Annotated in this window: 9 protein-coding genes, 3 tRNA genes and 1 other RNA gene; all 13 read left to right on the top strand. The window is 50.3% G+C overall.

What is annotated here, in order from left to right:
* Positions 1–1,010: 1,010 nt before the first annotated feature.
* Complete coding sequence (uvrC, locus tag QZP87_RS01250) at positions 1,011–2,825, top strand: excinuclease ABC subunit UvrC (protein ID WP_291321106.1); 1,815 nt, start codon at positions 1,011–1,013, stop codon at positions 2,823–2,825.
* Entirely contained in the window at positions 2,804–3,409 is a 606-nt protein-coding gene (locus QZP87_RS01245) for a DUF445 family protein (RefSeq protein WP_291321105.1), read from the top strand. Before uvrC ends, QZP87_RS01245 begins: the two co-directional genes overlap by 22 nt.
* A gap of 232 nt (positions 3,410–3,641) precedes the next feature.
* Positions 3,642–3,715 (top strand) — tRNA-Gln (locus tag QZP87_RS01240).
* Positions 3,716–3,726: 11 nt separating this feature from the next.
* Positions 3,727–3,804 (top strand) — tRNA-Glu (locus QZP87_RS01235).
* Between the two features lie 269 nt (positions 3,805–4,073).
* On the top strand, positions 4,074–4,994 hold the full coding sequence (locus QZP87_RS01230) for a manganese-dependent inorganic pyrophosphatase (protein WP_291321104.1): 921 nt from the start codon (positions 4,074–4,076) through the stop codon (positions 4,992–4,994).
* Between the two features lie 272 nt (positions 4,995–5,266).
* A tRNA-Ile gene (locus QZP87_RS01225) sits at positions 5,267–5,342 on the top strand.
* 292 nt (positions 5,343–5,634) lie between these two features.
* On the top strand, positions 5,635–6,642 hold the full coding sequence (locus QZP87_RS01220) for a Nif3-like dinuclear metal center hexameric protein (protein ID WP_291321103.1): 1,008 nt from the start codon (positions 5,635–5,637) through the stop codon (positions 6,640–6,642).
* A gap of 13 nt (positions 6,643–6,655) precedes the next feature.
* Positions 6,656–7,402 (top strand): C4-type zinc ribbon domain-containing protein, encoded by a 747-nt coding sequence (locus QZP87_RS01215; RefSeq protein ID WP_291321102.1) that lies wholly within the window; start codon positions 6,656–6,658, stop codon positions 7,400–7,402.
* A 36-nt stretch (positions 7,403–7,438) separates the two neighbouring features.
* An RNA gene (rnpB, locus tag QZP87_RS01210) (RNase P RNA component class A) lies at positions 7,439–7,957 on the top strand.
* A 119-nt stretch (positions 7,958–8,076) separates the two neighbouring features.
* A complete protein-coding gene (gene ispD / locus QZP87_RS01205; protein ID WP_291321101.1) occupies positions 8,077–9,297 on the top strand; it encodes a 2-C-methyl-D-erythritol 4-phosphate cytidylyltransferase in 1,221 nt (406 codons plus the stop codon).
* A gap of 67 nt (positions 9,298–9,364) precedes the next feature.
* A complete protein-coding gene (cysS, locus tag QZP87_RS01200) occupies positions 9,365–10,822 on the top strand; it encodes a cysteine--tRNA ligase (RefSeq protein WP_291321100.1) in 1,458 nt (485 codons plus the stop codon).
* 67 nt (positions 10,823–10,889) lie between these two features.
* Complete coding sequence (locus QZP87_RS01195) at positions 10,890–11,681, top strand: ATP-grasp domain-containing protein (RefSeq protein WP_291321099.1); 792 nt, start codon at positions 10,890–10,892, stop codon at positions 11,679–11,681.
* 374 nt (positions 11,682–12,055) lie between these two features.
* On the top strand, positions 12,056–12,841 hold the full coding sequence (locus QZP87_RS01190; protein WP_291321098.1) for a tetratricopeptide repeat protein: 786 nt from the start codon (positions 12,056–12,058) through the stop codon (positions 12,839–12,841).
* The last annotated feature ends 518 nt before the right edge of the window (positions 12,842–13,359 follow it).

Genomic DNA, 13,359 nt, shown 5'->3' with positions numbered 1-13,359 from the left:
CCCGGTGGCCGTCCCCGGTGCCTGTCCCCGGTGGCCGTCCCCGGTGCCTGTCCCCGGTGGCCGTCCCCGGTGCCTGTCCCCGGTGGCCGTCCCCGGTGCCTGTCCCCGGTGCCTGTCTCCGGTGGCCGTCCCCGGTGGCCTGTCGTGCTCAACGCGTCCTGCAGGGGGTAACCGGATGATGCCCCGAAGAGGCCACTTTTTCCGTGCAGGGTCGCGGAAAAAGCCTGGAAACAAGGAAAGGGCCGGCGATAAACCCGCAGCAACTGTTTCTTGACTATAAAAATTAAGCGCAGATGTAAAACACTTTTGTTTTTCTTGACCTTGTACCGGCAGTGCACTAAGAATAAATAGTGAACACTACAGCAACACTTTATTTTAGCTGCACTGGGACTGACTCTTTTGCCGCCGGAGAGTCCGGCCGTTTTACGGTTTGAGTTCGGCAAAAGTGCCGTAACCATTCAGAGGGTCATCGGTGTTGATCACTGGCACCAGGCCTGGGGACTGTCCCCGCTAAGTACTATCTGTGCAGGTACGCATAACTTCGAGTCTGTAATTTTGGTATTTGTGCGGAAAAATTCTCGCGGGGACTGTCCCCGGGCCGGTTCGTAACCATTGAGGGGATCATCGGTGTTGATTACTGGTACCAGGCCTGGGGACTGTCCCCGCTAAGTACTATCTGTGCAGGTACGCATAACTTCGAGTCTGTAATTTTGGTATTTGTGCGGAAAAATTGTCGCGGGGACTGTCCCCGGGCCGGTTCGTAACCATTGAGGGGATCATCGGTGTTGATTACTGGCACCAGGCCTGGGGACTGTCCCCGCTAAGTACTATCTATGCAGGTTCGCATACCTTCGAGTCTGTAATTTTGGTATTTGTGCGGAAAAATTGTCGCGGGGACTGTCCCCGGGCCGGTTCCGGCATCCCCCTGAATGGTTACAAAGTGCCTGTCCCCGGTGGCCCTCTGAGTCAAATCAATCAGTTTCGCTGCAGTGCAGTTATTCTGCCCCAAAATGCAATACCAGTTCAATTCTAACAATTTTCCTGCTGATCCCGGCGTATACCTCATGAAGGATGGGCAAAACCGGATCATTTATGCCGGCAAGGCCAAGAATCTGCGCAACAGGGTCAATTCATACTTCAGGACTTCCAGAGATCAGTCCCCCAAGACCAGGGCTATGCTGGAGCGGGTATCCAATGTGGACTATATCACCACCACCAGCGAAAAAGAAGCCCTGCTTCTTGAATCAAGCCTCATCAAAAAACACAGGCCAAGATACAACATAGTCCTTAGAGATGACAAACAGTATGTGCTCTTCCGCCTGGACAAATCACAGCCCTACCCTGCCCTGGAACTCACGCGTACAGCCGGACGGGACGGCTCAGTCTACTTCGGACCTTTCACCTCGGCGGCGGCAGCCAGGCAGACCATGAAGGTAATCAACAAGCTTTTTTACCTGCGAAAATGCGGTCACAAAAAATTCAGAAACCGGGTCCGCCCTTGCCTGCAAAACTTCATTCGGCGCTGTCCCGGCCCCTGCTGTCTGGAGGTTTCCAGGCAGAATTACCACGGTGAAATCCGTCGCCTGGAGCTTTTTCTCTCTGGGCGCAGCGCAGAGCTGATTAAAGGCATGGAAAAGGATATGCAGGAGGCTTCCAGGCAGCTGGATTTTGAAAAAGCGGCCCTGTTGCGGGATCAGCTTCAGGCAGTGCGCCAGACCCCCAGATCCCAGTCGGTTATTTTTCCCGGCACTGGGGATATGGACGTTTTCGCCCCGGTTCAGCTGCAGGACGGACTTGGTGTTGGAGTGCTTTTTGTTCGCCAGGGCAAGGTCCTGGACAGTAAAAACTTTTTCTGGCCGGAACACTTCCCCGAAAACGACCAGGAGATGCAAAGCGCTTTGGCCAGTGTCCTGAGCCAGTTTTACGGCCCGGAAAAATTTATACCGGAAAAGATACTTCTGCCGGAAAAAATTGATGATCAGGCGCTTTTACACCTGCTCATGGAACATCGTAAGGGAAAGGTCAGGCTTGTGGGTGCCAGAGGTGAAAGTCTCAGGGGGCTTTTAAACATCGCCCGCCAGAACTGTGAGCAGCATGTCCGGGACCGCCTTGATACAACCACACCTCTTCTGGCCCGCTATCTGAATCTGGACCGGGAACCTTACAGAATTGAGTGCATTGACGTCTCACACCACTCGGGGCAGAATACACGCATGGGCATGGTCACTTTTGTGGGCGGGGAGCCTTGTAAAATGGATTATCGCATCTACAAGCTGCCGGATGTTGCTCCTGGAGACGACTATCAGGCCATGCGCGAATTTATCCGACGCAGGAGCACCTCCGGCATGCCATGGCCTGACCTGTTGCTCATCGACGGAGGCAAGGGGCAGTTGAGCAGTGTCCTCAAAGCCTTGCAGGATCTGGGGCAGAAGCAGTCCTTTGCCCTGGCATCCATAGCCAAGGCCGGTTCCCGTGCCAGAAGCTCCAGTCAGGACCAGGTGTACCTGCCGGGCCGCAAAACCCCCCTGCCCCTGAAACCAGGCTCTGCAGAGCTTACTTACCTGCAGAGGATCCGGGATGAAGCGCACCGTTTCGCCCTGGGCAGCCTGCGTAAAAGCCTCAACAAAAGTTCACTGCAAAGCAGGCTGGAGGATATTCCCGGCCTTGGCCCAAAAAAAGTACGCGCCCTATGGGATCATTTCGGAAGTCTCAAGGGTATTCTGTGGGCCTCGCGGGATGAGCTTTTACAGGTGCCCGGTTTCGGCCCTGAAACAGCTGCAAAAATTGCCAGGTCACTGGAAGAATGGAATACTACAAATTCATAATGGCACCCTTTATAGGGGCCCTCATCGGCTGGCTCACCAATTACCTGGCCGTGAAAATGCTCTTTTATCCCAGAAAACCCATAAACATCCTGGGCTGGAAACTACAGGGCGTTTTTCCCAAGAGGCAACAGGAACTGGCCTCCAGTCTGGGAAAAATCGTTGAACGCGAATTCATCTCCCACGAAGACATACAGAAGGTCATAAATGACCCGCGTTTCAGGGACAGGCTCAACAACATCCTGAGCGAATACATCCACAACCTTTTGAGCCGCAAACTGAACTCGTTACATCCAGTGCTTGCAGGACTTTTGAGCAGCAGGGTCGCAGATTCGCTGCAGGCCAGGCTTTCCAGGGAAAGCGAAAAGATCCTGCCTCAGCTTTTGCAGCGGCTGGCGGAGGAACTTGAGCACAGCCTGGACTTCAAAGAAGTGGTTCGTCACAAGGTGGAAAATTTTTCCATGGACAAACTCGAAGAGGTCCTCTTCTCAATAATGCGCAAGGAATTCAGGTTCATCGAAATCATCGGAGCAGTGCTGGGATTTGTCATTGGTACTCTGCAGGCCCTTTTCTTCTTTTTCGCGTGAATAACACTACAGCGACACTTTGTGAAAAATATCGCCTCGGCCACCGGGGACAGGCACCCCCGCACTTATTTTTCTGAAGGATGTTTGACCGCATTTTAAAAATAAGTGCGGGGAGAGCCAGTCCCCGGAGGTCAACAATAATTTTCGCTGTAGTGATATTTTTTCTTTGAGATTTCTGAAAAATTCTTGACAACTGCCACAAGAAAAACTAGATAATCACTTTCTTGGTTGTTGGGGCATCGTCTAGCGGCAGGACGCCAGGTTCTGGCCCTGGTAGCCGAGGTTCGAATCCTCGTGCCCCAGCCATAAAGTGTTCCGTCCCCATCGTCTAGCCCGGTCCAGGACACCGGCCTTTCACGCCGGCGACGGGGGTTCAAATCCCCCTGGGGACGCCAATGATTTCAATGGGTTCAATATCGTTTTCTCAATCACAATATGACATAGAAACGGTTAGCAAACCCTCTACTATATCAGGCCATCTGGGAACCTCTTTTCAGGTGGCCTTTTATTTTGCTTACCCAAAGCACCCTGAGCACCTCTGCTGCACAAGACCTCATGATGCTGCCTCGTCTATTCCAAAATAATGCTTGGCATTGGACAAACTTAGTGCTAAAAAGCACAAGCCCGTAAACAAGAACTTGAAAACAATTTTAGGAGGTAGTTTATGTCAGTACTTGTATTTGGACACAAAAACCCCGATACCGATTCCATTTGCGCAGCCATTGCTGTGGCAGACCTCAAAAGCAAGCTTGGACTGGACTGCAAACCAACATCACAGGGAGAGCTCACCCCTGAAAGCAAATTTGTTCTGGACAAATTCGGCATGAGCACCCCTGAAATTGCTACATCTGTAGCAGGACAAAAAGTGATCCTGGTGGACCATTCCGACCTGGCCCAAAGCCCGGATGATCTCAAGGAAGCTGAAATCCTGGGAATCGTCGACCACCACAAACTCGGCGACGTAACAACTCCCAATCCCCTGGAATGCTGGATCTGGCCCGTGGGATGTACATGCACGGTGATCAAATCCATGTATGACTTTTACGGCGTGGAAATCCCCAAAAACATAGCCGGTGCCATGCTTTGCGCCATTCTGAGCGATACTGTCATCTTCAAGTCAGCCACCTGCACCGAAGATGACAAAAAGGCCTGTGAAGCCCTGGCCGGCATCGCCGGAATCAGCGATATGACTGCTCTGGGCATGGAAATGTTCAAGGTCAAATCCGCTGTGGACAAAGACACTCCCAGGGATCTCCTCTTCAGGGATTACAAGGATTTCAGCATGGGCGGCAACAAGGTCGGCATTGGACAGCTGGAAGTTGTGGACCTCTCCATAGTGGAGCCTGTCAAGGACGCACTTTACGAGGAGATGAAGAAAGTCAAGGAAGAAGGCGGCCGCAACGCTGTATACCTGATGCTCACAGACATAATGAAAGAAGGTACAGAGCTTCTGGTTCTGGCTGATGATCCGGCCCCGGTACAAAAGGCCTTTGGAAAGCCCGTGGAAGGCAATTCTGTCTGGCTTGACGGTGTTATGAGCCGCAAAAAACAGGTCGTGCCCAATTTTGAAAAAGCATACGGCTAACATGCAGCACAGACCTTGATAAAGGTTTTTTTCTAAACCCGGCTACGGCCGGGTTTTTTGTTTCGTAGCAGTTTAGCCCTTTTCTAAGGTAAGCAGGGGACAGGCCCCCGCACTTATTTTTCTGAAGGATGATTGACAGGTTTTAAAAATAAGTGCGGGGAGAGCCAGTCCCCGTGCCACATGCAAATGGCTAAACTGTTACTTTGTTTCTTATATCCAATTGTTGACTTTCGAAAAAAAAATAAATATATAACTCTCTTACTCGTTATTTGGGGCCAATAGCTCAGTTGGCAGAGCCACCGGCTCATAACCGGAAGGTCCCAGGTTCAAATCCTGGTTGGCCCACCACTATTTTTAAACCACCTCAGGATATGCGGCAAACGTGGGACAGTGGACAGAGAGCTGAGGAATATCGCATTAAATCAAGCACTGTATTGTTTCCGAAGCCTTATTTCCTGAACTCTGAGATAGAGGAACAACATTGCAAAGCGGCAAACGCGAGATTAAGATACTGCTCTACACAGGGCAACAAAACGCATTTCAAAAGGTGCTTCCTGCGGATAAAACCAGGAAAGCACCTTTTTTTATGCCCGATACTCCGGCGGCGACCGCCTGCACAGAAAAAAAGGGGCAAGACTGAATGCAGACAGACGGATTTCTAAGCATCATAGAAGAAGACGCCCCCCTCAAACAGGCCCTTGAATGGGACAGGTCAGGCATGCAGGTGGCTTCTTCCTCAAACTGGATCAAGACTGTAGCTTTAACCCTGGACCCCCTCCCTGCAAATATTTCCAGCGCCCTGCAAAAAGGATGCGACTTTATTATCTCTCACCACCCCCTGGCCATAAAGCCACGCCTTCCGGACAAGCCCGATTCCTTTCATAAAATCCTGAGTCACCTTTTTCAAGCCGATGCCGCCCTTTACAGCGCCCACACTTCTCTGGACGTCAATCCCCGCGGACCTGTTTCCTGGATGGCCAGAGAACTGGAACTTGAAGATACCCGGATCATCATGCCCACAGGCAGGACCATGTGCCAGCGTCTTTACTTTGAGCCCCCTCTGCATATCTCCAGGGAACAGATAAGCCGCCTGGCAAAGGTTGAGCACATTCAGGAAGAAAATGGTCTCGTCAGCAGGATTCTCATTCAAAGCCATATTTTGGACCGGTTTCTGGAAGACCTTGAGGCTGAAACAGGTCCGTTGCAGTTCCGTAAACGTTACCACCCAGGCGATGATATACTTTATGGATTAGGGCTGATCGGCACCTGTCGGCAGGAGGTTTCTTTTTCCAACTTTGTGGACAAACTGCAGAAATGCCTTGGTATGGACAGATTTATTTGCACCGGCCGTCAGCCTGCATTGATCCGGAAAATCGCCTATTGCCCTGGATCCGGGGGAGATCTTGCTGCCCGGGCGTTTGCCATGGGAGCTGATATATTTATTACCGGAGACATCAAGTATCATCAGGCCCTGGACATCCAGGAGTCCGGCTTCGCCATGGACGTAGGCCATTTTATCCTGGAGGAAAAAATGATGCAGGTCTGGTGCAGCATACTGCGTCAAAAAGTTTCCGGGCTTGATTTTCACTATATTCAGGGAAAGACACCGCTGAACATTTCGGATGTTCAAGCCTTGAAATCAGTTTAAGGGGAGGATGAAATTGAGCAGATACATTGAACAGATAAAAAAACTGGTCAGCCTCCAGGCCATTGACAGCGAGCTCATCGCTTTGAAGAACAGGATGGAGGAAGCGCCCAGGCACCTGGAAAACCTGCGGAATGAACTAAATAACCTTGATGAGCAGAAGTCTTATTTTGAGGAAAGGACCAAGCTTTTGAGCGAACAGAAGAAAAAACTTCAGGTCGACATCGAGCAGGATTCGGACAAAATAAAGAAAAGCAAAAACAAGCTCATGATGGTCAGCAACACCAAGGAATATCATGCCATGATGCGTGAAATGGACAACCTGGAAAAGCTGAACCGCTTCCGGGAGGATGAGTTGAACAACCTGCTGGAGGACCTGCAAATCCATAAATCCAAAAAAGAGGAACTCCACAAGGAATTGGAAAACCTGCAGGACGAGCTTGCCACCACTCAGGCTACCCTGGACAGCGAACTGAAACAGATCCAGGATCGCATCAAAGAACTGGAAAAAAACCGCGAACAAGCCTGCTCCAATGTCCCGGTAGGCATACTTTCACGTTACAACTTCTTCAAAGACAGGCTGCACAATCCGGTCATAGTTTCTGTCAGACAAAGCGTCTGCACTGGCTGCTTCATCAGTATACCACCTCAGGCCTTTGTGGAAATCCAGAAAGGAGAACAGATCATGAGCTGTCCCAACTGCCAGAGACTGATTTACTGGGAGGAACATTATTCCGGCAAGCCGGAAACAACAAATGCCTGATTGCTTTTCATTGATATCCGATTTATATTGTTATCGGGAGTTGGACAGGCTATCGCTCCCGCACTTACTTTGTAAGCAGCCTGATTTAAAGCTTATAAGCGGGCAGTTTGCCAGGAATTATTACAAACCGCCTGGAGGATAAATCAACGCTTACCAGGTAAGTGTGGGGGAGGAAAGTCCGGGCTCCACAGGGCAGGACGCTGGGTAACGCCCAGCGGGGGCGACCCCGGGAAAGTGCCACAGAAAACAGACCGCCCGGCACTTACTTTTCAATGGGAATATTTCTCCTGGATAAAAGTAAGTGCCGGGTAAGGGTGAAACGGTGGGGTAAGAGCCCACCAGTTGCCGCGGCGACGCGGCAAGCTTGGCAAACCCCGTCCGGAGCAAGGCCAAATAGGAAGGCGCTTGAGGCCGGCCCGGCCGAAGCCTTCGGGTAGGCTGCTTGAGGCCGGGAGCAATCCCGGTCCCAGATGAATGATGGCCGGTTTTCCCCGCATCGCCCCTTCTAAGTGCGGGGAGAATTCACAGAACCCGGCTTACCGTCCAACTCCCGTTTTTTTGGGCTGACAGTCAACACTGCAGCGAAACTATGATTTTGATCGCATGGGCCTGACTCTACCCGCACTTATTTTTTCCAATAAAATCAAGACAATGTTCAACACTGCAGCGAATTAATGAACATATGGGCTGTCCTTCTTGCTGCCGGCAAAAGTTCCAGGCTCCAGAGCCAGGGACAGGTACAGAAAAAACAGTTTCTTAAATACCAGGGGCTGCCTCTTTTCTGGCATAGCGTTCAGACCTTTGCCCGTAACCCCAGAATCAGAGGTCTGGTCATAGCCTTTCCAGAACAGGAGCTTGAGCGGAGCAGGCAGGAGGTCCTGACTCTACAGTCAAGACACAGTCCCGGCATTCCCTTGAAATGCACTGCAGGAGGAAGTCTTCGCCAGGACTCCGTATTCAATGCCCTGCAGCAGCTGCCCCGGGAATGTACCCACGTCCTGGTCCATGATGCGGCCAGGCCTTTTTTTTCAGCTCGCCTGATAAGCGCCCTTTGCCGCGAATTATCCCAGGACATGGGAGGGATAATTCCAGGCATCCAGTGCAGGGACACCATCAAGGAGCTTGAAGGCGACATGGTTGCCAGGACTCTTTCCAGGGACAGGCTGACCGCGGTGCAGACACCGCAGTATTTCAGACTGAATGCCCTCCTGCATGCTCACAACGAGTCGCGCAAAGAGGGGTTTACAGCTACAGATGACGCATCTATGCTGGAGCGATACGGTTTCCAGGTAAGGGTCATACCCGGAGAAGAAAATAACATCAAGATAACCACCCCCGAGGATCTGCAAATGCTTGCAAACCAGTCGCATCAAATAATCCCCTGCACCGGCATGGGATATGACGTTCACCGCTATGGAGGCCAACGCCCAATGATACTGGGTGGGCAGCCCATCCCCGGGGGACCTGGCATTCACGCCCATTCCGACGGTGATGTGCTCATCCATGCTCTGGTGGATGCCATTCTGGGATGTTTGGGTCGCGGAGACATCGGCGATATGTTTCCAGACAGCGATCCGGCCAACGAAAACCTCAGCAGTACAATTTTTTTAAGTGAAGTCCTAGCCCTGTGCCAGGCTGAAAACCTGGAACTTACTCACATGGATTTAACAGTCGTTGCTCAGTCCCCGAAAATCGGGCCGCACAAAAGTGCTATCAAATCCAACCTTGCTGGGCTTACCGGACTTCATCCCAGCCGGATAAATATCAAGGCCACCACCGAGGAAGGTCTGGGCTTTACCGGTTCCGGACAGGGCATAAAAGCAATGGCAATAGTTACAGCTATCAAGAAATCAAGGTCACCAGATAACCAACCCTGCAATTCAACAACTCAATAGAATTACAGGACGGCCGGCATACAACAACTGCAGGCCAGAGCCTTCGAATAAGACAGGAAAACCAGATATGCTCATATACAATACTCTCAAGCGCCGGAAAGAAGAATTTATACCTTTGCATCCAGGCAAGGTCAGGATGTACGTCTGCGGTATTACAGCCTATGATTACTGTCACATCGGGCATGCCAGGTCCTGCGTGGTCTTTGACGTGCTGGTGCGCTACCTGCGCAGCCAGGGATACGATGTCACTTTTGTGCGCAATTTTACCGATGTGGACGATAAGATCATCAAAAGAGCACAGCAAGAAAAGCTGACTGAAGACGAGGTGGCCGAAAAATATATTGAGGCTTTTTACCTGGACATGGATGAACTAAACGTTTTGAAGGCGGATATTGAGCCCAGGGCCACCCGGCATATCCCTGAGATGATCCAGGTCACTCAGGTTCTGCTTGACAAGGGCTACGCTTACTCGACTGCTGCTGGAGACGTCTATTTTCGAGTGCGCAAGATGCCTCACTATGGTCTGCTTTCCGCACGCAACGTTGAAGAACTGCAATCCGGTTCTCGGATTGCTCCGGACGAAGACAAAGAGGACCCTCTGGATTTTGCCCTCTGGAAAGCTGCCAGACCCGAAGAGCCTTCCTGGGAGAGTCCCTGGGGCAAGGGCCGCCCGGGCTGGCACCTGGAGTGTACAGCCATGAGTGAAAAGTACCTGGGCATCCCCTTTGACATTCACGGGGGAGGCGAGGATCTGACCTTTCCACACCATGAGAACGAAAAGGCTCAGAGCGAGGCGGCCTTTGGCAGAGAATTTGTCAGATACTGGATTCATAATGGTTTTGTCCGGGTGGATTCTGAAAAAATGTCCAAATCTTTGGGCAATTTCATAACAATCAGGGACATCATTAATTCTTTTCACGGGGAAGTGTTGCGCTTTTTCCTGCTTACCAAACACTACCGCAGTCCTCTGGATTACTCAGATGGATCCCTGGAAGAAGCTGAAAAGGCCCTTAAGCGGATTTACTGGGCCAAAACAGCCCTTCAGAAGGAATTGCAGAAGGAAAAATGGAGCAAAGGCCAGGAGTTTTCGGAAGCTGACCAAGAATTAAATAGTCTGTCCCAAAAATGGGACGATGCCATGCTTGACGATATGAACACTGCCGAGGCCGTAGGATATGTATTCGGTCTGGTACGGCTGGCCAATCGCATGCTGGAAAACAAGGTCTTCCGCAAAAGCGAAGCCGGCAGGGATGTTATGCAGAAAATGCTGGACCAACTCGACAAATGGGGGCATTCGCTGGGAATCTTCCATCGTCCTGGAAAAGAATTCCTGGAAGAATTGAAATTTATGCGTTGCAGACGATATGATATTGACCCTGAATTTGTCCTGAAAATGGTTCAGAAAAGGCAGGAAGCCAGAAATAACAAGGATTTTAAGGCTGCGGATGAAATACGTCACCAGCTGGCTGAACAAGGCATCGAGGTCATGGATACTTCTGAAGGTCCCAAATGGGATTTTGCCTGATTTTTTTTAATCATTGCTACATGCTGCCCTCTGCACTGCCTGGGGAGCAGCAGAAACAGTCGCACCCATGCACAACTCTCAAGACCATACCAGGATAGCCCTGGGCTCTCAGCTTATTCGTTGCCCGGCTGTGCTCACCCTGGGTGTTTACCCCAACCTGGAGGACTATCCCGGATGGAAGCTGCAAAAAATTTTAAATGCCTCAAAAATATATTTTCCCACTTTGTTATTTGCAGATCTTTTTCAGATCATGGGCAAGGAAATTTTTCCAAGCGTCAACACCTACCGTTTTCTGGGAGACAAAATCAAGCAGACACTACTTTTTAAGCTCCAGGGGCTGCCAGTCCCCAGGACCAGGTTTTACTACGGACCCAAGCAGCAGCAATCTATTACAAAAGACTTTTCTTTTCCTTTTGTTGCCAAAAAAGCCAGGACCTCCTCCATGGGCCACGGCGTCTGGCTGATTCAAAATCCGAAAGAGCTGAAAAACTACCTGGCAGACAATCAACCGGCCTACATCCAGGAATTTCTGTCGGTGGATGACGATTACAGAGTTGTGGTCCTGGGCAGCGAAGTCATTCATGCCTACCGCAGGATACCGGCCAGGGGCAGCTTCAAGGCCAATATCTCGCAGGGGGGGACTGTTTGTCTGGACAATATACCCCGGGGGGTTCTGGAATTGGGTCTTAGGGCCGCTGTGTCATGCGGTTTTGACCTGTCTGGAATCGATATTTGCCAGAGCCGCGACAGGCTTTATCTGCTGGAAGCCAACATGAAATTCGGCACCAAGGGATTTCATTGTGCGGGACTTAGCTACAGGGCCATTCTGGAACAAAAGGTCTCAGAGGGCAAAGTCTGAGAGACATTCAACATAAGTACAGTCGCTTGTTTCCTACTGTAAACCAATGGCAGAACTAACACTACAGCGAAACTTATAAAATATTATACCTGCCTCAATTGGGGGCAGGCACCCCCGCTCTTATTTTTCAGTACCGATTTTAACGACCAACTTGTTGTTCCGAAATTTGTGCTAAGCGTCTAAACAGATATTATAATACCAATACAATGAATCCAGAGTGTTATACGAGAATTTTGACTGTCCGGTGATACCGTCTTTCTGCAGAACAAATCCTTGGCAGGTCGTATCTGTTCTGCGATTTTTAGGAAAGCGCTGAACAGATACTGCAGGTCCATCTCAACCAGGGTATAAATAAAAACACTATGTCAGCAGAATTGAACAAAGCCAGGAAAAACCTGACCAACGTCCCGTCTCTCATGAAGCAGAACAAGCTTCTGGCTGCTGTCACTGCCCTTCAGGAAGGGCTTGTAACTTTTCTCAAGGGCAGCCTGATGCAGAACGAAAAAAAAGAATTTCTGGAGCTTATCGATCGCTCCCTGCATGCTCTGAACTCCAACCATGCCCTTCGCCAATTATATCCTGTCCTGCTGAAGCTGGAAACGGGCAAGGAAAAGGAGCTCCTGCAGAATGTACGGGAACTGCAGAGTGCTCTTCAGGAGGACATGACATCAGAAGCCATGGACACCATGGCAGAAATGGAAAAAAGAAAAAAAGAGACCCTGGAAAATGCACGTAAGATGCTCAGCCGGGGAGAATACGACAAGGCCGACTCAGCCCTTGGAAAACTGGTCAGAGAGTTTGACGACGATTTTGATCTTAAGATCAACGCAGCTGATATTTTGATAAATGCCGAGGCTTACCAGAAGGCCCTGGATTATCTGAAGATGGCCTACAAGGACAACCCCAGTTCTGTTCATATTTATAATCGCCTGGGCATGGCCCTGCGAAAGCTGGGTCGCTATGAGGACTCAGAAAAAGCCTACAAGCAGGCTCTGAAGCTCACTCCCAGAGACGAGTACCTGTACTTCAATATGGGGCGGCTGTACATGGACATGCAAAAATGGGCCGAAGCCTTGCAGGCGGCCGAGAAAGCCCTGAGAATCAATCCCGACTTTAAACAGGCCCAGAAAATGATTCAGTATTCGCTGAAAAAAATATAGTTCCAGTCACAGACAGGAGAACCAAGCGTTTGTGATTTAAGTATGCGTTACTGGTGATATCTTATTTGGTCTCCGGCTTCAGGACTGTCCTCAATTGGATTTTCAGGCACCTGTACTCTCCCCTCCAAATTGTGCCGCGCATATCATCCTGTTAATGCACTTTATCCCTGAGATGAGAATTTAAAGAATAGCCGTGGGCGATGACACTACAGCGGAAATTATGAATTATTTGACATCGCTTTTTTGTGGCTCCAGCCACATTTTTTAAGAAGCGGCTGGTGCCGCAAGAACTCGTTCCCAGGCTGGAGCCTGGGAACGAGAGGTAACCAGGAACTAACAACCAGGAACCAGGAACCGATTTTTACGACCAACATGTTGGTTTGAAATTTTCACTAAGACAGTAAGTAGAAATAATCTTTACAAAAGTATTGACTTCTCGTTTTGTGCAGACGCCGATGGCATAGAGTGGGGTTTAAAACTCTTCTCTTATCGTTCCCACGCTCTGCGTGGGAACGTTT

It is taken from the genome of Desulfonatronospira sp. (assembly GCA_003563255.1).
Taxonomy (GTDB): Bacteria; Desulfobacterota; Desulfovibrionia; order Desulfovibrionales; family Desulfonatronovibrionaceae; genus Desulfonatronospira.
The sequence above is the reverse complement of the archived record's forward strand: the minus strand, read 5'-3'. Positions and strand labels throughout refer to the sequence as shown.